This window comes from Vibrio sp. 10N.286.49.B3 (genome assembly GCF_002873395.1).
Classification (GTDB): domain Bacteria; phylum Pseudomonadota; class Gammaproteobacteria; order Enterobacterales; family Vibrionaceae; genus Vibrio.
This window is the reverse complement of the sequence record NZ_MCUV01000035.1, coordinates 226918-248678: the sequence shown is the minus strand read 5'-3', so window position 1 is coordinate 248678 and position 21761 is coordinate 226918. Positions and strand designations below refer to the sequence as shown.

The following is a 21761-nucleotide window of genomic DNA, read 5'->3' as shown; positions in this document are numbered from 1 at the left end:
ACACTAGTAGCTACAGCCGACAAACTGTAGTACCCTACCTTTAATTACAATTAGTTATCGCGAGGCTTACACCTTGAGTGACATGGCAAAAAATTTAATTCTGTGGCTCGTTATTGCTGTCGTACTTATGTCTGTTTTCCAGAGCTTTGGCCCTGGTGATAGCAACGGCAAAGCAGTCGATTACACCACATTCGTACAGGAAGTTGGCCAAGGCCAGATTCAAGAAGCGCAATTTAATAACAATGAAATCACATTTGTCCGTCGTGGCGGTGGTGGTAAATTTGTTACCTATATGCCGGTTTACGACAGTAAACTGCTTGATGACCTTATTAACCAAAACGTGCAAGTAAAAGGAACTGCGCCAGAAGAACAAAGCCTACTAGGCTCAATCTTTATCTCATGGTTCCCGATGATCTTACTTATTGGTGTATGGATATTCTTCATGCGTCAAATGCAAGGCGGCGGTGGCAAAGGTGCTATGTCGTTTGGTAAGAGTAAAGCTCGTATGATGAGTGAAGAACAAATCAAAACAACGTTTGCTGATGTTGCTGGTTGTGACGAAGCAAAAGAAGATGTGAAGGAGCTAGTTGATTACTTACGTGATCCAAGCCGATTCCAGAAGCTCGGTGGTAAAATCCCAACGGGTGTTTTGATGGTTGGTCCTCCTGGTACGGGTAAAACGCTACTTGCTAAAGCGATAGCTGGTGAAGCTAAAGTTCCGTTCTTTACGATTTCTGGTTCTGACTTTGTAGAAATGTTCGTTGGTGTTGGTGCATCTCGTGTGCGTGACATGTTTGAGCAAGCAAAGAAAGCAGCGCCTTGTATCATCTTTATCGATGAGATTGATGCAGTAGGTCGTCAACGTGGCGCTGGTGTTGGTGGTGGTCACGATGAGCGTGAGCAAACACTAAACCAAATGCTTGTTGAAATGGATGGTTTTGAAGGTAATGAAGCGGTTATCGTTATTGCTGCAACCAACCGTCCTGATGTACTTGATCCAGCACTACTTCGTCCAGGTCGTTTTGACCGTCAAGTTGTTGTTGGTCTACCAGATGTTCGCGGTCGTGAGCAAATTCTGAAAGTACACATGCGTAAAGTTCCAATTGCAGGTGATGTAGAACCGTCACTGATTGCTCGTGGTACACCAGGCTTCTCTGGTGCTGACTTAGCTAACTTAGTTAACGAAGCTGCACTGTTTGCTGCTCGTGGTGACAAACGTAATGTATCTATGGTTGAGTTTGAACTGGCTAAAGACAAAATCATGATGGGTGCAGAACGTCGCTCTATGGTTCTTTCAGAAGAAACAAAAGAGTCAACGGCATACCATGAAGCAGGACATGCCATTGTTGGGCGTTTGGTTCCTGAGCATGATCCAGTTTACAAGGTATCGATTATTCCTCGTGGTCGAGCTTTAGGTGTGACAATGTACTTACCAGAGCAAGATCGTGTAAGTATGAACCGTCAGCACTTAGAGTCTATGATCTCTAGCCTATACGGTGGTCGTCTTGCTGAAGAGATCATCTACGGAAAAGATCTTGTATCGACGGGCGCTTCAAATGATATTGAACGTGCAACCGATATTGCTCGTAAAATGGTTACGCAGTGGGGCTTCTCTGAGAAATTAGGGCCGCTTCTATACGCTGAAGATGAAGGTGAAGTTTTCCTAGGTCGCAGCGTTACACAAACTAAGCATATCTCAGCAGATACAGCGAAGTTAATCGATGAAGAAGTTCGTACTATCATTGATCGTAACTACGATAGAGCAAGAAAGATCCTAGAAGAGAATATGGATATCATGCATTCTATGAAAGATGCATTGGTGAAATATGAAACTATCGATGCAGGTCAAATTAATGACTTGATGGATCGTAAAGATGATATCCGTGAGCCAGCTGGTTGGGCTGAGCAACTGGATACTGCATCAAAAGCGAAAGCAGAACCTGCAGCGGCAAGTGATGTTGAAGCTAAAACAGATGAAGAGCCAAAAGAAAACTCTGATAAAGAGTAATTCTTAAAGCCAATAAAAAACCCTGGGGAAACTCGGGGTTTTTTGTTTTTTTACGTATAGAAATTAAGAAATTTGTCTCAAGGTTACAGGTATGATTTTAACAGCCAAGGATAAGCAATTAACGTTAGACCGCCCTCACATCATGGGTGTACTCAATGTTACCCCTGATTCGTTTTCAGATGGTGGTAAATTTAATTCAGTTGATGCCGCGCTTTCTCAAGCCCAAGCAATGATAGAGGCTGGCGTTAGTATTATTGATATTGGTGGTGAGTCCACACGCCCCGGCGCTCCTGAGGTTTCGTTAGAAGAAGAGCTAGCAAGGGTTATTCCAATCATCCAAGCTATCCGCGCTCAGTTTGACGTCTGGATCTCAATCGACACCAGTAAAGCCGTCGTTATGGAGCAGGCGATTCAAGCAGGGGCTGATATGATTAATGATGTTCGTGCACTGCAAGAGCCAGGTGCGCTTGATGTTGCTGCTCGAGCAAAAGTTCCTGTTTGTTTAATGCATATGCAAGGTAAGCCATGTACGATGCAAGAGAAGCCAAACTATCAAGACGTATTAGCCGATGTTCGTGACTTCTTAGTTGAGAGAATGGCGGCTTGTGAATCTGCTGGTATCGATAAAAGTCAATTAGTTTTAGATCCAGGGTTTGGCTTTGGCAAAACAATAGAACATAATTACCACCTTTTAGGGCATCTTGAGGCATTTCATACACTAGAGCTGCCTTTGTTGGTTGGTATGTCTCGTAAGTCAATGATATTTAAGTTATTGGATCAGCAACCAGCTGAATGTATGGTTGGAAGTGTTACCTGTGCAGCTATTGCGGCTTTAAAAGGCGCTCATATCATTCGTGTGCATGATGTCGCAGAGACTCTGCAAGCCATGAGTGTTATCCAGGCAATGCAGCACAATTACTGAAGAAATATAAGAAATAAAATAGGAAAGAAAACTATGTCTCAAAGACGTTATTTTGGTACTGATGGTGTGCGTGGGAAAGTTGGTCAATACCCAATTACTCCTGACTTCGTTTTAAAGCTTGGTTGGGCAGCAGGTCGCGTTCTAGCAAAGCAGGGTACAAAAAAAGTAATTATCGGTAAAGATACACGTATTTCAGGTTATATGCTGGAGTCTGCATTAGAAGCAGGTTTATCAGCTGCTGGTTTAAAAGCCATTTTTACTGGACCTATGCCGACACCTGCAGTTGCATATCTTACGCAAACTTTCCGAGCAGAAGCGGGTATTGTTATTTCTGCTTCGCACAACCCTTATTATGATAACGGTATAAAGTTCTTCTCGTCAGAGGGTACTAAGTTATCAGATGACATTGAGTTAGCGATTGAAGCTGAACTTGATAAAGATATCGAATGTGTAGAATCATCTGAGCTTGGTAAGGCTTCACGTATGAATGATGCAGCGGGTCGTTATATTGAATTTTGTAAGAGTACCTTCCCATCAAAATACAATTTATCAAAGCTTAAAATCGTTATCGATTGTGCTCATGGTGCAACATACCATATCGCACCTAATGTATTTCAAGAGCTTGGTGCGGAGTTAATTACCATGGGCGCTGAGCCAAATGGTATTAATATTAACCATGAAGTTGGTGCGACAGATGTGCGCGCTCTACAAGCACGAGTTATCGCTGAAAAAGCCGATCTCGGTTTAGCTTTCGATGGTGATGGCGATCGTATCATCATGGTTGATGAGAAAGGTAACAAGGTTGATGGCGACCAGATTGCTTACATTATAGCGCGTGATGCTTTACGTCGTGGTGAGCTGAAAGGCGGTGTTGTTGGTACATTAATGACCAACCTTGGCATGGAAAATGGGCTTAAAAATTTAGGTATTCCATTTGTTCGTGCTGCTGTTGGTGACCGCTATGTAATGGAAGCATTGCTAGAGAAAAATTGGAAAATTGGTGCAGAAAACTCAGGTCATGTCATCTTGCTTGATAACGTAACGACAGGTGATGCAATTGTTGCTGCGCTGCAGGTACTTGCTTCTATTGTTGGTAGTGACATGAGCCTGAATGAACTGTCTCAAGGTATGACTTTATATCCACAAGTCTTGGAAAATGTTCGCTTTAGTGGTGACTCTAACCCACTAGAAGCGGAAGCGGTAAAGCAAGCGGTTCTGGAAGTGGAAGGTGCTTTGAGTGACAAAGGGCGCGTGTTATTACGTAAGTCAGGCACAGAGCCTTTACTGCGTGTTATGGTCGAAGGCGAAGATGCTGAACTTGTTCATAGCTCAGCAATGAAAATTGCTGATGCAGTCAAAGCAAGTTGCTAAAAGAGTGGTGCTAGTGCGGTGATTTTTATATTTAATTTCACCGCCTTACCTACTTTTTATGTTGCTTTGGTTTTTTTTTGACCGTTTGGGTCCTTAGTGTTGTGTTTTTTGCATATTTCTCTTGTCAGAAGAGCGGGCATTCGCTAGTATTGCTCCGCCTCCACAAAGGAGGACGCTAGCCTTGTTTATGTGTACTGCAAAAACCACGCTGGCTCAACAACTAGAACATAGGTGGAAAAATGTTTGAGATTCTACTTGTGATTTACCTGTTAGCGGCGCTTGGTGTAATTGGCCTAGTGTTAATTCAACAAGGTAAAGGCGCAGATATGGGAGCTTCTTTCGGTGCTGGTGCTTCAAACACTGTGTTTGGTGCTGGTGGCTCAGGGAATTTCCTAACCCGAATGACTGCAATTTTTGCAACAGTATTTTTTATCATTAGTTTAGTTCTTGGTAATATGTCTACACATAAAACTGAGTCACAATGGATTGACCCTTCTCAAGGTCAAGTTATCCAACAAACTGATGGTGTGAGTGAAATTCCAGCTAAATCTAGCGACGAAATTCCTCAATAAATCTTTTCTTCGGAAAAGTATTTTGATGCCGAGATGGTGAAATTGGTAGACACGCTAGCATGAGGTGCTAGTGCCTATGGTGTGAGGGTTCGAGTCCCTCTCTCGGCACCATTATTTACAAACTTGTAAATCACACTTGCTTGAGCGATAATGTTCACAAGTCGGACGCGGGATGGAGCAGTTTGGTAGCTCGTCGGGCTCATAACCCGAAGGTCGTTGGTTCAAATCCAGCTCCCGCAACCAATTCCTTAATGTTGCTATCATTAAGAAGTTGATGGATACAAGTTTGTGCAATGAAGTTACTTCATTGCAGGTTTAAATGTTTGAATTTTTAGTTTAATTATTAATTATCGAATGTTTTTACTATCAGGGTCCAGCAATAAAAAACCCCGACTTTCGGGGTTTTTTGTTATCTGTATATTTCAAAACGTTAGGTTCGAAATATACAGATAGTAATTTGCTTGGGATTTAAATTGGGCTTTGAGCCCTTTTTTTGTTTCTGGAGTGGTTAATATGACTGGTTTAGAGAGACAACTTACTGAAATGCTTGGTGCTCCAGTAGCTGCCGCAGGTTATGAGTTAGTTGGATTAGAGTTTATTCGTGCTGGTGAGCATTCAACATTACGTATTTACATTGATCATGAAAATGGCATTTTTGTAGAAGATTGTGCTGAAGTAAGCCGCCAAGTAGGTGCAGTACTAGATGTTGAAGATCCAATTACATTGGTTTACAACCTAGAAGTGTCTTCACCAGGTCTAGAGCGACCACTATTTAAGGCAGAACATTACCAACAATTTATTGGTCACGAGGTCAGCATTGTTCTGAAAATGGCCGTAGCTAACCGCCGCAAATGGAAAGGTGTTATCCAATCGATTGCTGGTGAAACAGTTGTGGTAAATGTTGAAGGGCAAGATGAAGAATTTGCACTAACAAACATTTCTAAAGCGAACCTTATCCCTAAATTTTAAGTCTTAAGAGGCTAGATTAATGAACAAAGAAATTTTAGCGGTAGTAGAGGCTGTTTCTAATGAAAAAGCAGTCCCTCGTGAGCGTATTTTTGAAGCGCTTGAAATCGCGCTAGCAACAGCGACAAAAAAGAAGCACGAACTTGAAATTGAAGTTCGTGTTGAAATCGATCGTAAAACCGGTAATTTCGAAACTTTCCGTCGCTGGGAAGCTGTACAAGAAGTTGAGTTCCCAACAAAAGAGATCTCAATTGAAGCAGCACAGTACGATGACGAAACAATTGAAATCGGTGGTTTCATTGAAGATGAAATCGAGTCGGTAACTTTTGACCGTATTACGACTCAAACAGCTAAGCAAGTTATCGTACAAAAAGTACGTGAAGCTGAGCGTGCAATGATCGTTGAACAGTTCATTGATAACGAAGGTGACCTAGTTACTGGTGTTGTTAAAAAAGTAAACCGTGATACGATTATTCTTGATCTTGGTAACAATGCTGAAGCGGTTGTTTTACGTGATGATCAACTTCCTCGTGAAAACTTCCGTCCAGGTGACCGTGTTCGTGGTCTACTATACGCAGTGAAACCAGAAGCTCGTGGCTTCCAGTTATTTATCACGCGTTCAAAGCCTGAAATGCTAGCAGAACTATTCCGTGTTGAAGTGCCAGAAATCGGTGAAGAGCTGATTGAGTTAAAAGGCGCAGCTCGTGATCCTGGTTCTCGTGCTAAAATTGCAGTTAAGACAAACGATAAGCGTATTGATCCAGTTGGTGCGTGTGTTGGTATGCGTGGCGCTCGAGTTCAAGCTGTATCAAGCGAACTTGGCGGTGAGCGTATTGATATCGTTCTTTGGGACGATAACCCAGCGCAATTCGTTATCAATGCGATGGCTCCTGCAGATGTAGCTTCAATCATTGTTGATGAAGACTCTCACTCTATGGATATTGCTGTTGAAGCTGATAACCTAGCTCAAGCAATCGGCCGTAGTGGTCAGAACGTACGTCTAGCATCTCAACTAACGGGTTGGGAACTAAATGTAATGACAGTTGCGGACCTACAGAAGAAGCACCAAGAAGAAGCCGCAGCTTCAATTGAAAACTTCGTTAAACACCTAGATATCGAGCAAGATTTTGCAGAGCTTCTAGTTGAAGAAGGCTTCTCTACTTTAGAAGAAGTTGCTTACGTTCCAGCACACGAGCTACTAGAAGTTGATGGTCTTGATGAAGATCTTATCGAAGAACTTCGTGGCCGTGCTAAAAATGCACTAACAACACTAGCCCTAGCACAAGAAGAAACTTTTGATGGTATCGAACCAGCAGAAGATCTACTTGCTCTTGAAGGACTAGAGCGTGAAATGGCATTTAAACTGGCAGCGAAAGGCGTTGCTACACTGGAAGATCTTGCAGATCAAGGTGTTGATGAATTAGATGGAATTGAAGGATTAACAGAAGAACGTGCTGGCGAGCTAATCATGGCTGCACGTAACATCTGTTGGTTCAGCGAAGAGTAATTAAGCTCAGCAGGGAGGGAGCGGCATGACAGAACTGACAGTGAAAGCACTGAGTGAAGAGATTGGTACGCCAGTTGACCGCTTATTAGAACAACTTGCTGATGCAGGAATGAAGAAGGCGGGTTCGGATCAAGTATCGGATGATGAAAAACAGAAATTGTTAACTCATTTGAAGAAAGAACACGGTGACACCTCTGGTGAAACTGAACCGACTCGTTTGACTCTACAACGTAAAACTCGCAGCACGCTAAGCGTTGCAGCTGGTGGTGGTAAGAGTAAAGATGTTCAAGTAGAAGTACGTAAGAAACGTACTTACGTGAAGCGCAGCGCTATTGAAGATGAAGCGAAACGTGAGGCTGAGGATGCAGCTAAACGTGAAGCCGACGAGAAAGCACAACGCGAAGCTGAAGAGCTAGCGAAACGTGAAGCTGCAGAGAAAGCACAACGCGAAGCCGAAGAACAAGCGAAACGAGAAGCGGATGCAAAACGTGAAGCTGATGAGAAGGCAAAACGCGTACAAGCTGAAAAGGCTAAAAAAGACATGAACGCAAAAAATTCAGATGTAAACGCACAAGCAAAAAAAGAAGCTGATGAACTAAAACGTCGTCAGGAAGCAGAAGCACAGCGTAAAGCAGAGCAAGAAGCTCAAAAGCTAGTTGAAGAAGCTCGTAAGTTAGCTGAAGAAAATGGCGAACGCTGGTCAGAAGAAGAGAAAAAGAAGAAAGCACTAGAAAATGCTGACTACCATGTAACGACATCGACTTATGCTCGTGAAGCTGAAGATGCAGCTGATCAAAAAGAAGAGAAAGCACCACGTCGTCGCAAAAAGAAAGCAGCTTCTACTGATGGTAACAACAACGGTCGTAATGGTAACAACCGCGGTGGTCGTAACCAACGTGGTGGTCGTAACCGTCGTGATAACAACGTTGCTAAGCCAACTTCAATGCAGCACGGTTTTGATAAAACAGCATCAGTTGCAAAACAAGATGTTGTTATTGGCGAAACGATTGTTATCTCTGAACTGGCAAGCAAAATGTCAGTGAAAGGTACTGAAGTCATTAAAGTAATGATGAAGATGGGCGCTATGGCGACTATCAACCAAGTTATTGACCAAGAAACTGCAGCACTTGTTGCTGAAGAAATGGGTCATAAAGTAATTCTTCGTAAAGAGAATGAACTTGAAGAAGCAGTACTGTCAGATCGTGACAACAATGCAGCACTAGAACCACGTGCTCCTGTTGTAACTATCATGGGTCACGTTGACCATGGTAAAACATCAACACTAGATTACATCCGTAAAGCACACGTTGCTTCAGGTGAAGCGGGTGGTATTACTCAGCACATTGGTGCATACCACGTTGAAACTGAAAACGGCATGATCACTTTCCTTGATACTCCAGGACACGCGGCATTTACTGCAATGCGAGCTCGTGGTGCTCAAGCGACAGATATCGTTGTACTTGTTGTTGCTGCAGACGATGGCGTAATGCCACAAACAATTGAAGCTATCCAGCACGCAAAAGCGGCAGGTGTACCTCTAATTGTTGCTGTGAACAAGATTGATAAAGAAGGCGCTAACCCAGATAACGTTAAAAATGAGCTTGCTCAATACGACGTTATTCCTGAGGAATGGGGCGGCGAGAACATGTTCGTACATATTTCTGCTAAGCAGGGTACAAACATTGAAGGCCTACTAGAAACGATTCTTTTACAATCTGAAGTTTTAGAACTTTCAGCGGTAAAAGAAGGCATGGCATCAGGTGTTGTTGTTGAATCTCGTCTTGATAAAGGTCGTGGTCCAGTTGCAACTGTACTGGTTCAAGCGGGTACTCTAAACAAAGGCGATATCGTTCTTTGTGGTCAAGAGTATGGCCGTGTTCGTGCAATGCGCGATGAGAACGGTAAAGATGTACTTTCAGCAGGTCCATCTATCCCAGTAGAGATCTTAGGTCTATCTGGTGTACCAGCATCTGGTGACGAAGCGACTGTTGTACGTGATGAGCGTAAAGCACGTGAAGTTGCGAACTACCGTCAAGGTAAATTCCGTGATGTTAAACTTGCTCGTCAGCAAAAAGCTAAACTAGAAAACATGTTCGCAAACATGGAAGCTGGTGAAGTTGCAGAACTAAACGTAGTTCTTAAAGCCGACGTACAAGGTTCTGTTGAAGCGATTGCAGATTCTCTACGTAAACTTTCTACAGAAGAAGTTAAAGTGAACATTGTTGGTTCTGGTGTTGGTGGTATCACTGAAACAGACGCAACACTAGCGGCAGCTTCAAACGCTATCGTTCTTGGCTTTAACGTTCGTGCTGATGCATCAGCTCGTCGTACTGTTGAAAATGAAAACCTAGACCTTCGTTACTACTCAATCATTTACCAACTGATTGACGAAGTTAAACAAGCTATGGGTGGCATGCTAGCTCCTGAGTTCCGTCAAGAAATCATTGGTCTTGCACAAGTTCGTGACGTATTTAAGTCACCTAAACTTGGCGCTATCGCTGGTTGTATGGTTACTGAGGGTACTATCAAGCGTAGCAACCCAATTCGCGTACTACGTGAAAATGTTGTTATCTACGAAGGTGAGCTAGAATCACTACGTCGCTTTAAAGATGATGTACAAGAAGTTAAGAATGGCTACGAATGTGGTATCGGCGTTAAGAACTACAATGATGTTCGCGTTGGTGACCAAATCGAAGTATTCGAAATCGTTGAAATCAAACGTACTCTTGACTAATTGACAAACTATTTGCTTAGCACTAAGCAATAGAGGTTGTTGAATACACCATGGGGGGCTTTTGAGCCCCCCATTCTTTCTATAGTGAGAAAAGAAATGTCAAAAGAATTTAGCCGCACACAGCGTGTGTCGCAACAATTACAAAAAGAACTTGCTCTGATCCTTCAGCGCGAAGTTCGTGATTCTCGCATTGGTATGGTTACCATTTCTGATGTAGAAGTTTCACGCGATCTTGCTTACGCAAAGGTTTTTGTTACTTTCCTATGTATTGGTGAGCAAACGCCAGAGTCTTGCCTAGCGGCTTTAAAAGAGCATGAAGTACCAGTACGTATGGCTCTTGGTAAGCGTATCCGCCACCGTTTAACACCAGAAGTTCGCTTTACTTATGACAATACTTTAGTTGAAGGTATGCGCATGTCGAACTTAGTAAGTGAAGTTCGTAGCGAAGATAAGCGTAAGCAGCAAGAATCTGGTCGTGAAGAAGATACAACTGAACAAAAAGGTGAAGAGTAATGGCACGCCGTCGTAAAGGACGCCCTATTAATGGGGTTATTCTATTAGATAAACCAACGGGCATTTCATCGAATGATGCTTTGCAGAAAGTGAAGCGTATCTATTTTGCTGAAAAAGCAGGGCACACAGGTGCTTTAGATCCTCTTGCGACAGGTATGCTTCCTATTTGTTTAGGTGAAGCAACTAAGTTTTCACAGTTTTTATTAGACTCAGATAAGCGCTATGTCGTAGTAGCCAAGCTTGGTGAACGTACCGATACATCTGATTCTGATGGCGATATTGTAGAAACAAGAGATGTGAACGTTACGCGTGAGCAACTTGAAAAATGCATCGCGACCTTTAAAGGTGAAACCGATCAGATCCCATCAATGTTTTCAGCATTGAAATATCAAGGTCGTCCTTTATATGAATATGCTCGTGAAGGCATTGAAGTACCACGAGAGTCACGCAAAATCACCGTTTACTCAATTGAATTGCTTCGTTTTGAAGGTGATGAAGTTGAGATGGAAGTACATTGCTCTAAAGGCACTTACATCCGTACTATTACAGATGATTTAGGCGAGATGCTAGGCTGTGGTGCTCATGTCACTTATCTACGTCGTACTGGGGTTGCAAAATACCCGTATGAAAAGATGGTAACACTTGAGCAATTAAACGAGCTGTTAGAGCAGGCTCAGCAGCAAGGTGTTGCACCTAAAGAGTTACTCGATCCATTGCTACTACCTATGGATACGGCTGTAGAACACTTGCCAGAAGTGAATATGAACGCACACCTGATGGATCTTGTTCAACACGGTATGCAAGTTCAGATAGCGGGCGCGCCAAGTGAAGGTATCGTACGTATGACTGGTGGTGAAGAACGTCTATTCTTAGGGGTTGCCGAAATTGATAATGACGGTCGAGTTGCACCTAAGCGTTTAGTTGTCTTCAGAGACGAAGAACCTCAAGAGTAATCCCTATTTCTCATTATCAGCATCGTTAATGAGAGGTATTGATGTCTTTATTGAGGTTAGCGCGAGTTAATCAGTATAAATTAGAACCAATTACAGTGAACCGTTATGAGTAATGAAAATAACTGTTGCTTCGTTTTTGTTCTTTATCTATAATTCGCGCTTCGCGTAGCGGCTGAATCAGAGATTGGCGCTACATATTTAAACTTACTCTTATTTAGGAGAGATTTATGTCTCTGAATGCAGAAACTAAAGCAGCAATCGTTGCTGAATACGCACAATCTGAAGGCGATACAGGTTCACCTGAAGTACAAGTAGCACTACTTACTGCTTCTATCAACCACCTTCAAGGTCACTTCAAGACTCACATCCACGACCACCACAGCCGTCGCGGTCTATTACGCATGGTTTCTAGCCGTCGTAAGCTTCTTGATTACCTGAAAGGCAAAAACCTGACTCGTTACCAAGATCTAATCAAGCGTCTAGGTCTACGTCGCTAATAGCGATGTCTTCACAGACAGTTTGAAAGAAAGGGAGCGTTTATCGCTCCTTTTTTTGTGCCTAAAGTTTGCCTTTTTAAGGCCGAAAATACCTCTCCAGCAAAAAATAGTTTATAATACCCATCGTTGAGCTTTCTATTGAGAGTCTTATCAGCATATTTATCTAATTCATCTTAATACTGTCACCGAAGTCGACCAAAAGGTCGCGGCTATTAAAAGTGGATTTATCCGTCTTCTTTTACTAGTCGCGATGAGTATTGAGTTGGATTGTTCATTACTATTTACTGACTCTTTCTGAGTTAGATAAAGGAATAAAAATGTTCGCTAATCCAGTCGTAAAATCATTTCAATACGGTAACCATACCGTAACTCTAGAGACGGGCGTAATTGCTCGCCAAGCAACTGCTGCTGTAATGGCTACAATGGACGATACATCAGTATTCGTATCTGTTGTTGCTAAAAAAGAAGCGGTAGAAGGTCAAGACTTTTTCCCACTAACAGTTAACTACCAAGAGCGTACTTACGCTGCTGGTAAAATCCCTGGTGGTTTCTTCAAGCGTGAAGGTCGTCCTTCAGAAGCTGAAACACTAACAGCTCGTCTTATTGACCGTCCAATCCGTCCGCTTTTCCCAAGTGCTTTTAAAAACGAAGTACAAGTAATTGCAACGGTTGTATCGATCAACCCTGAAGTAAACCCAGACATGATCACTATGATCGCTACGTCTGCAGCACTATCTATTGCTGGTGTTCCATTTAATGGTCCAATCGGTGCGGCTCGTGTTGGTCATATCGATGGTGAGCTAGTACTTAACCCTTCAAATACTGAACTTGAAAGCTCTAAACTAGATCTTGTTGTATCTGGTACTGAAGGCGCAGTATTAATGGTTGAATCTGAAGCAGATAACCTATCTGAAGAAGAGATGCTTGCTGCTGTTGTTTACGGTCACGATCAACAACAAGTTGTAATTAAAGCAATCAATGAATTTGCTGCTGAAGTAGCTACACCATCTTGGAACTGGACTGCACCTGAAGTTAACACTGAGCTAAAAGCACAAGTTGCAGCTCTTGCAGAAACTCGTCTTTCTGATGCATACCAAATCACTGAGAAAATGGCTCGTTACGACCAAGTTGGCGTAATCAAAAATGAAGTTATTGCTCAATTAGTTGCTGCTGATGAAACATTAGATGAACGTGAAATCCGTTCAATGCTAGGTTCTCTAGAGAAAAACGTAGTACGTAGCCGCATTATCGCTGGTAACCCACGTATCGATGGTCGTGAAAAAGATATGGTTCGTGCACTTGATGTACGCACTGGTGTTCTTCCTCGTACACACGGTTCTTCTCTATTTACTCGTGGTGAAACGCAAGCACTTGTTACTGCAACGCTTGGTACACAACGTGATGCTCAAATCATCGATAGCCTAATGGGTGAGAAGAAAGATCATTTCTTACTACACTACAACTTCCCTCCATACTGTGTAGGTGAAACTGGTTTTGTAGGTTCTCCTAAGCGTCGTGAAATCGGTCACGGTAAGCTAGCAAAACGTGGTATTCAAGCAGTAATGCCTTCTATTGAAGAGTTCCCATACACAGTACGTGTAGTATCAGAAATCACAGAATCTAACGGTTCTTCTTCAATGGCTTCTGTATGTGGTACTTCTCTAGCACTTATGGATGCTGGTGTTCCAATTAAAGCGTCTGTTGCAGGTATCGCAATGGGTCTTGTTAAAGAAGGCGACGATTTCGTTGTTCTTTCTGACATCCTTGGCGATGAAGATCACCTAGGCGACATGGACTTTAAAGTAGCAGGTACTAACGCTGGTATCACTGCACTTCAAATGGACATCAAGATCGAAGGTATTACTAAAGAGATCATGCAAATTGCACTTAACCAAGCGCAAGGTGCACGTAAGCACATCCTTACTGTAATGGATGAAGCTATCTCTGGTGCTCGTGAAGATATCTCTCAATTCGCTCCACGCATCCACACAATGAAAATCAACACTGATAAGATCCGTGATGTTATCGGTAAAGGTGGTGCAGTTATTCGTTCTCTTTGTGAAGAAACGGGTACAACTATCGAAATTGAAGATGATGGTACAGTTAAAATTGCTGCAACTTCTGGCGAGCAAGCTGACGATGCAATCAACCGCATTAAAGCACTAACTGCTGAAGTCGAAGTGGGTACTATCTACACGGGTAAAGTTGCTCGTCTAGCTGACTTTGGTGCATTCGTTAACATCTTACCTGGTAAAGATGGTCTAGTTCACATTTCTCAAATCGCAGACAAGCGTATTGAAAAAGTATCTGACTACCTAACTGAAGGCCAAGAAGTTAAAGTTAAAGTACTAGAGATTGACCGCCAAGGCCGTGTTCGTCTGAGCATGAAAGAAGCGGTAGAAACACCAGCTGAAGATGCAGCAGCACCTGAAGCTTAATTAGCTAGATTATGATTTGTGGGTTTATCATAGCCCACACGATCGAAATCATGTTATAAAGGGGGAACGTTTATCGTTCCCCTTTTTTTGTGCCTATACTAAAGAACTGATTTGATAGATCTATTATGCGTGTTAACAGGAGTGATTATTTGTGAAATGGTTTCAAACCGTAAGTCTATTTTTGATGGTATTGCTCACAGGCTGTGCCTCACAATCAAATATTGAGAACCAGTGGGTTTATCCACCAATGTCAGTCCCTTTGCAGCCTAGCGTTCAACAAGAGGTCCAAATTGCACGTTTAAGCCAGTTTTTACAGCGCCCAGATCTAGCCGAAGATGTTCGAGCACAAATGTTTTATGAGCGAGGGAGTTATTACGATAGTGTTGGTTTAAGAAATCTTGCTCGTTTAGATTTTAATCAGTCATTAGCATTAGACCCAGCTCAGCCTGATATTTTTAATATGCTAGGGGTGTTATATACTCAAGAAGCGGAGTTTGATGCTGCCTATGAAGCTTTTGATTCCACTTTAGAGTTAGATCCTACCAATTATTATGCCGAGCGTAATCGAGCGATTGCTTTGCATTTTGGTGAAAGAAACCAGCTCGCATTTGAAGAGATGCAGGCACATTATAATCGCTACTCTGATGATCCATTTAATGCGCTCTGGTTGTATATTATTCAATCGGAAATCGACCCTATTGCCGCTGAAAATGACCTGCTAACGAAATATGAAAATAGAAGTGATGATTGGGGCTGGGTTTTAGTTGCGATCATGCTCGAAGATATTAGTGAGCAGCAGGCTTTTAAAGCTATTTTACAAGGCACAAGAGATAATACTATATTAGCCCAGCGACTAACCGAAACGTACTATTATCTAGGCAAGCGCTACCAAATGGAAGGTGATTTTGCTAACGCGATTTCACTGTATAAACTTGCGATCTCTTTTAATGTTTATGAGTATGTCGAACATCGCTATGCCTTTATTGAGTTAGGGCGTATATACGATGATCTGCAAGAGATGCGCAAAGAGCAGCAACTTAATTAGACAATATATAGAGATACTCTTTTAGTCATGGGCATTTATGCCCATTAATGACTGTGATATTTAATACAGAAGAATCAATTATATAGCCATTATAAATCATTGCTTTTTTGTGATAACAGATTAATATAGTTATCCTTGCTAACTATATTTTGAGGTAAATAGATGAGCTTAGGTTTCACGCTAGAAAAGATAGAGCGATTTGCCGCTAAAATTTGGCGAACACACTGTAAAGATGACCCTTTTTCGCTATTAAGCTTTAATGAATATGACTATTTAAAAGTGGTGCAGAACGCACAACCTTCAATTCGCTTAACCGATCTTGCATCAGAGCTGCAAGTGACAAAACCCTCCGCGACTAATATGACAAAGCGTTTAGAAAAGAAAGGGTTAGTATTACGCAGACCTTGTATGGAAGATGCTCGTTCAAAGCGCATTGAATTAACAGCAATGGCGCAAGAGGCATTAAAGCAAGAAAGTGAAGTTTATATGTTAATGGCAGATGTGTTGAAGAAAAAACTAAACGCGGAAGAAACAAAGCAGTTAGAGGCATTATTAGCGAAAGCCACTGCTTCAGTTTAGCCCATTTATTTTTATAATTTAATTAGCTTGGTTAACTAAATTAGCACTAATTCTATGAAGTGATAGCGATGCATAAATCAATTTATCGACAGTTTTGGCGTTATACCATACCTACCGTTGCTGCCATGTTAGTGAATGGCTTATACCAAGTCGTTGATGGTATTTTCATTGGTCGTTACGTCGGTGCGCAAGGGTTGGCAGCGATTAATGTCGCTTGGCCTGTGCTAGGCGTCATACTCGGCATTGGCATGATGGTTGGTGTCGGTGCTGGTGCGATGACATCGATTCGACTTGGGCGACAAGATAAAAAAGGCGCAAAACAGATCCTAGCGACGGGAATAACGATGCTAGGCATTTTATCTCCAATCGTCGCGGGTATTTTATGGCTTTGCTCTGATGATTTTTTGTTGTGGCAGGGAGCGGAAGGGCGCGTTTATGATCTCGGTATGCAGTATTTAGAGATCTTAATAGTAGCGAGCGTATTCTCATTAGGCTCAATTGCTTTCCCATTTTTATTACGTAATGATAATAGCCCTAATTTCGCGACTGTTTTGATGGTTATCGGCGCGTTAGTGAATATAATTTTAGATTACCTCTTCATTGCGTATTTAGGTTGGGAGTTAAAGGGAGCAGCGATAGCCACCGGTATTGCGCAAATGGTGGTGACATTATGTGGTGTTTTGTACTTCTTTACATCGAAAGCAACGTTACGACTAAAAATTAGCGATTTAAAATTTCACTTTAGGTTTGCATCTAGAATTATCACTATCGGCTTATCTAGTCTTTTTATGTACGCTTATGGCTCGATTATGATAGCCGTGCATAACGGTCTATTTGCTTATTATGGTGATATAGGTTGGGTTGGGGCATACGCTATCGTTGGTTATATTGTCATTATTTATTACCTCATTATTGAAGGGATAGCTAACGGTATGCAGCCGCTTGCTAGCTATAATTATGGCGCAAAGAATATTAGTAACGTGAACCGCTTACTGAAAGTCGCCATGATAAGCGCAGTTGTCGGGGGGATTATTTTTGTTATTGGTTTGAACATCGATCCGAGAGCGATCGTGAGCATTTTTAATTCTGATGATGCAAGCTTAATTCATCAGGCGGCATTAGGTCTTCGTTTACATCTTTTTGCGTTATTTTTGGATGGCTTTCTTGTGGTTTGCGCTGCGTATTATCAGTCTATTGCAATGAGTTCAAAAGCTCTGTTTGTAACGCTAGGTAATGTACTCATCCAAATTCCGTTTTTATATTTATTGCCACAATCGTGGGGAATCGAAGGGATCTGGCTTGCTTATCCATTGTCTAATATCGCACTAACAATCGTGGTTATAGTGATGATGTGGCGGGATGTAAAAGCCTTATCTGCAGATCCTGATGTGAATACCAGTCAATAAAGTGAGTTGTGATCAGTGAGTTCTGATCACAACCTTCCACGATGTGTATTATAGATTTTTAATGTCTAGACCAGCTAATTGATGCCAGTAGCCATTGCATTGGCGATCGGTAATAATTGCAGGAGCTTGACCATTTTGATTGGCTTTAAATTTATCTAATTGATCGAAAGTATCTAGACCAAGTGGGCTTAAACGTACAACGTCAACTAGACCTTTCATATTTACTTGATCATTAATCAGGTTGTAGCAATAACCCGATTGAGTTTGAATGCCATTAAGATTGAAAACAGATTGCCCCTCTTGGCTATCAACTTGTAAGCCGGTTGGGTACTTAATGCAGCATGTCTGGCAGTCATCTTTAGCTTTATTTTCTGCTCTTGCTGTAAAGCAGCGAGCGGAATAGGCAAGAGGAAGGTAGCCATGGCTAAAGACTTCCACATCAAACTTATCACGAATTGCCAGATCATCACACTGAGCTAAAACTTGGCTTAGCCACTCTCTTGATAACTCGACAGGCATACACCAGCGAGTCATGCCTTGCTTTAAGAATAGGTTAAGAGTGTGTGCATTATAGGTATTAACTGCAGGACCTACGATGAAAGGAACCTTACTCTCTGCCGCCAATTGAATTGCTGAAACATCATTTGCTTCAATGGCAAAGTCACCATTATCGATGTACTTTTTCATCACATTGACTTCACTTGGTGCTTCAAGTAATGCCATGGTAGACAATACAACTTGCTTACCGGTAGATGACAAATCTTTGGCAATATCAAGCCATTGTTTTGGCTTAATTTCTCTACGCTTTGAGCAAACAGATTCACCTAAATAGATGATATCGGCAGAGCTAGATTTTGCTTGTTGATAAAAATCTTCAACATCTTGTTGCGGCCAAAAGTAAAGCAAAGGACCTAATGCATATTTCATTGATTTATCCATTTTTAATCCCTTTTATTGCCATTTACGGTGGTAGGCACCGAGTGTTGTTTGTGTGCCTTCTGATACATTTGCAAGGGTGTTATCCCATTTAGGATCAACATGATAGCCTTCAGGGTTAGCTTGGTAACGATCGATAGCTGCGCGCCAGGTTCTTGTTACTTGCTCTACATAAGCTGGGCTACGCTGGCGACCTTCAATTTTTACTGAGGCAACGTTTGCCGCAAAAAGTTCAGGTAGCATGGACAATGTATTGAGGCTAGTTGGCTCTTCTAGTGCATGGTAGCGTTTTTTATCACCATCAACTTCAACATCAAAACGGCCCTTACATAGTGTCGGATAACCGGCATTTTCGCCCATGCCATAACGATCGATCAGGATGTCATTTAAGCGTGACTCCAGACCTGTTTCTGTTTCCTGCCAACGAACATATTTGGCAGGAGAGCAAGCGCCAACAGTATTTGGTGACTCACCCGTCATATATGATGATAGGTAGCAGCGACCTTCCGCCATGATGCATAAGCTACCAAAGGCAAAGACTTCAAGATCAACATCCGAAGTAATGTTACGGGAAAGCTGCTTTACCTGATGAATAGAAAGTACACGAGGTAAGACAACACGTTTTACATTGAAGTTCTTTTTATAAAAATCAATAGCAGCAATGTTAGTCGCTGAGGCTTGAACAGATAAGTGTAGTTCGAGATCTGGGTATTTGCTTGCAGCATACTCAAGTACAGCAATATCAGCCACAATGAGCGCATCCACACCAATATCGGCAGCTTTATCTACAGCATTAGTCCAGCGTTCAAAGCCATCGGGGTGGGCAAAGGTATTGAGGGCAACATGAATCTTTTTATTATGATCGTGAGCATATTGCACGGCACGATCCAATTTTTTACCCGTAAAGTTGAGCCCAGCAAAGTGGCGAGCATTCGTATCATCTTTAAAGCCGATGTATACCGCATCAGCACCGCAGTCAATAGCGGTTTTAAGAGCAGGTAAATTACCTGCAGGGCATAGAAGTTCCATATGCTCAATACCAATAGTTATCAATAATATCCAGTCATTTTATGAAGGATCATGTATAGCAAAATTGATATAAACCATGTTTAGGTGAATAAGTTATGAATTACCCCATAAGGATAATACCTATAACCAGTTAATTTTTATGACGTAAGTTTTGGGCAAATAAGATCTCTACATCACCTTTAGGTTGCGGGCGATGAAAGTGGAAGCCTTGAATAGAATTACAATTGAGGTTTGATAATAATGTCGCTTGCTCGTGTGTCTCTATACCTTCAGCAACAACGGTTAAATTAAGTGATTTACCAAGATTAATAATATTTTCAATCACGGTAATTTGCTTAGGTAATGTATCGATATCTTTAATAAATGCTCTATCAATCTTTAACTCATCAAGCGGAAAGCGCGCAAGATAGGATAGCGAAGAGTAGCCGGTGCCAAAATCATCAATAGAAAGCGCAAAGCCCAGTTTTTTTATGGCATTAAGCATCTGCAAAGTATGGTTATTATCACTCATTACTGCGCTTTCTGTCAGCTCAAAGGTAATGCAACTTGCATCGAGTTCCGTTGAGCGTAGAAGCTTCTCAATGTAGTTAATTAATTGAGGGTTGCCAAATTGTTCTGGAGAAAGGTTGATAGCCACTCGGCCTGGTAAAATACCTTGCACCTTCCAGCGCTTAACCGTTGAAAATACATCGCGCATAACAACACGACCTAAATGCTCAATTAATCCAGCTTTTTCTGCCACAGGAATAAAAGATGCAGGGCTAATATAACCTTCAATTGGGTGCTTCCAACGCACTAATGCCTCCGCGCCATTAATGCTAAAGTCTTTAGCATTGACTTTAGGTTGATACCAAACCTCCAAGCCATTGTTTTGAAGGGCTTTTTGTAACTCTATTTCTAACCAAAGACGCATGCGAGCTTCTTTGTTCATTTGGTCGTTAAATTTTATAAGGCGATTACGACCACGCTCCTTTGCCTCATACATTGCAGTATCGGCATTTTGCAATAAAATACGAGGATCAGAACCATCGGCAGGTGAGGCTACACTACCGATTGAACAGGACAATCTTTTACTGAAGTGCAGTAAATTAAACGGCTGATGTATAATGGCGATAATTCTTTCAGAAAGCACTTCAGCCATTCGATTGTGTTCAGGGTTTGGCAAAATTATTGCAAATGAATCCCCTCCTAAATGACCGAGAACAGCCTCTTTCGGTAGTAATCTTGTCAGTCTATAGGCAACTTCTTGGATCACTTTGTCACCAATATGATGACCAAGAGAGTCATTGATATTTTTAAAATTATCAATATCAAGGTAGAGCATAACGAGCGGTGTTTTTTCTTTGATTAAATGCTCTAAGCGAGCAGTAAAGCCACAGCGGTTATAGAGTTTGGTCAAAGGGTTTCGATGAGGATCACTTTCTACTGGTGGGTTTTTATCTAATATATCTGCCGATATTTCAGCACTTTTAATAACCACAATAAAAGTATTATTTTGCGTAGCATGTTTCTCACAAAGTAATTGTACTCTTCGCTCTATCCCACATCGTGCACCAGTAAGGCATATCAGAGGTGATTGATTAATTAACGATTGAAGGGGTAGGTTGAAAACTGACTTTGTTTTTTCATCAATAAATAATCTATTTAACTCTTCGCCTAATAATTCATCAGGAGAATTGAATCCGAGCAGATGAGTAGCGCTATTATTGGCTGACAATATATAATCATCTTCAATAATAACTACCCCATCAGGTAACATATTTGTTAGTGATGTAAAATTATTCTCAGCGTCTTCTAGTGAGCGAGCTAAGATTTGCTTTTCTGAAATATCGATAGCATGAAAAACAATGTATTCAATAGAATCGTTATTAGTTAAAGGTGATAGGCTAAAATGTAGGCTAGTTTCTAAATCTGTAGCATTCAAAGTCACTTCAGATTCAATGCTCTCGCCATTAAGCGCTCTTAAATAGTAAGGCTGTAACTGAGAAAAAAATTGCTCACCTAATACTTGGCTATCATTCATGCCAACCAGTTCTGCTTGGCTTAATCCTGAAAGCTCGGAGTAAGCATCATTAGCAATGTGGTAATTGTAGTGTTGGTCTAAAATAGCAAATAAAAACGGACTATTTGATGTTAGCTGTGAAAACCAATGTTGTAATTGTGAATAATGCATCAATTTACGACCAATACTATAATTAATAATTTATTTCATTTTGTTAAATATGAAATAGTAAATGTTAGACACTATAACGAGCTTATCATTTTTATACAAAAGAGTATTATCT

General features: G+C 41.6%; 17 protein-coding genes and 2 tRNA genes. 16 read left to right on the top strand and 3 right to left on the bottom strand.

Going from position 1 to position 21761, the window contains the following annotated elements:
• Positions 1 to 73 precede the first annotated feature (73 nt).
• The 16 genes from ftsH to BCU68_RS13270 all read left to right on the top strand — a co-directional run bounded on the left by ftsH (position 74) and on the right by BCU68_RS13270 (position 17511).
• Complete coding sequence (ftsH, locus tag BCU68_RS13345; protein WP_102565238.1) at positions 74 to 2008, top strand: ATP-dependent zinc metalloprotease FtsH; 1935 nt, start codon at positions 74 to 76, stop codon at positions 2006 to 2008.
• A gap of 91 nt (positions 2009 to 2099) precedes the next feature.
• Positions 2100 to 2930 (top strand): dihydropteroate synthase, encoded by an 831-nt coding sequence (gene folP / locus BCU68_RS13340; protein WP_102565237.1) that lies wholly within the window; start codon positions 2100 to 2102, stop codon positions 2928 to 2930.
• A 33-nt stretch (positions 2931 to 2963) separates the two neighbouring features.
• Positions 2964 to 4301 (top strand): phosphoglucosamine mutase, encoded by a 1338-nt coding sequence (glmM, locus tag BCU68_RS13335; protein WP_102565236.1) that lies wholly within the window; start codon positions 2964 to 2966, stop codon positions 4299 to 4301.
• Between the two features lie 239 nt (positions 4302 to 4540).
• Positions 4541 to 4873, top strand: coding sequence for a preprotein translocase subunit SecG (gene secG / locus BCU68_RS13330; RefSeq protein ID WP_102565235.1), 333 nt, complete (start codon positions 4541 to 4543; stop codon positions 4871 to 4873).
• Between the two features lie 27 nt (positions 4874 to 4900).
• Positions 4901 to 4984, top strand: a tRNA-Leu gene (locus BCU68_RS13325).
• Positions 4985 to 5039: 55 nt separating this feature from the next.
• Positions 5040 to 5116 (top strand) — tRNA-Met (locus BCU68_RS13320).
• 270 nt (positions 5117 to 5386) lie between these two features.
• Positions 5387 to 5842 (top strand): ribosome maturation factor RimP, encoded by a 456-nt coding sequence (gene rimP / locus BCU68_RS13315; protein ID WP_102565234.1) that lies wholly within the window; start codon positions 5387 to 5389, stop codon positions 5840 to 5842.
• Positions 5843 to 5861: 19 nt separating this feature from the next.
• Positions 5862 to 7346 carry a transcription termination factor NusA gene (nusA, locus tag BCU68_RS13310; RefSeq protein WP_102565233.1) on the top strand — a complete coding sequence of 495 codons (1485 nt, stop codon included), beginning with the start codon at positions 5862 to 5864 and terminating at the stop codon, positions 7344 to 7346.
• 25 nt (positions 7347 to 7371) lie between these two features.
• Positions 7372 to 10080, top strand: coding sequence for a translation initiation factor IF-2 (gene infB / locus BCU68_RS13305; RefSeq protein WP_102565232.1), 2709 nt, complete (start codon positions 7372 to 7374; stop codon positions 10078 to 10080).
• A gap of 96 nt (positions 10081 to 10176) precedes the next feature.
• Entirely contained in the window at positions 10177 to 10593 is a 417-nt protein-coding gene (rbfA, locus tag BCU68_RS13300) for a 30S ribosome-binding factor RbfA (protein WP_102565231.1), read from the top strand.
• Positions 10593 to 11546: a tRNA pseudouridine(55) synthase TruB gene (gene truB / locus BCU68_RS13295; protein WP_102565230.1), complete on the top strand. Its 954-nt coding sequence runs from the start codon at positions 10593 to 10595 to the stop codon at positions 11544 to 11546. The genes rbfA and truB overlap by 1 nt, the downstream gene beginning before the upstream one ends.
• A gap of 227 nt (positions 11547 to 11773) precedes the next feature.
• Positions 11774 to 12043, top strand: coding sequence for a 30S ribosomal protein S15 (rpsO, locus tag BCU68_RS13290; RefSeq protein WP_102565229.1), 270 nt, complete (start codon positions 11774 to 11776; stop codon positions 12041 to 12043).
• A 317-nt stretch (positions 12044 to 12360) separates the two neighbouring features.
• Positions 12361 to 14481, top strand: a complete 2121-nt coding sequence (gene pnp / locus BCU68_RS13285) for a polyribonucleotide nucleotidyltransferase (protein WP_102565228.1) — start codon at positions 12361 to 12363, stop codon at positions 14479 to 14481.
• Between the two features lie 151 nt (positions 14482 to 14632).
• Entirely contained in the window at positions 14633 to 15526 is an 894-nt protein-coding gene (gene nlpI, locus BCU68_RS13280; RefSeq protein WP_102565227.1) for a lipoprotein NlpI, read from the top strand.
• Between the two features lie 162 nt (positions 15527 to 15688).
• Entirely contained in the window at positions 15689 to 16105 is a 417-nt protein-coding gene (locus BCU68_RS13275) for a MarR family transcriptional regulator (RefSeq protein ID WP_102565226.1), read from the top strand.
• A gap of 68 nt (positions 16106 to 16173) precedes the next feature.
• Positions 16174 to 17511, top strand: coding sequence for an MATE family efflux transporter (locus tag BCU68_RS13270; protein WP_102565225.1), 1338 nt, complete (start codon positions 16174 to 16176; stop codon positions 17509 to 17511).
• Positions 17512 to 17559: 48 nt separating this feature from the next.
• On the opposite strand, the gene BCU68_RS13265 is transcribed toward BCU68_RS13270, so the two are convergent.
• From BCU68_RS13265 to BCU68_RS13255, 3 genes are all read right to left on the bottom strand, one after another.
• A complete protein-coding gene (locus BCU68_RS13265; protein ID WP_198591738.1) occupies positions 17560 to 18438 on the bottom strand; it encodes a U32 family peptidase in 879 nt (292 codons plus the stop codon).
• A gap of 24 nt (positions 18439 to 18462) precedes the next feature.
• A complete protein-coding gene (locus BCU68_RS13260; protein ID WP_102565223.1) occupies positions 18463 to 19476 on the bottom strand; it encodes a peptidase U32 family protein in 1014 nt (337 codons plus the stop codon).
• 130 nt (positions 19477 to 19606) lie between these two features.
• The gene (locus tag BCU68_RS13255) at positions 19607 to 21649 is read right to left on the bottom strand and encodes an EAL domain-containing protein (RefSeq protein WP_102565222.1); all 2043 of its coding nucleotides are present in this window, start codon (positions 21647 to 21649) and stop codon (positions 19607 to 19609) included.
• Positions 21650 to 21761 lie beyond the last annotated feature (112 nt).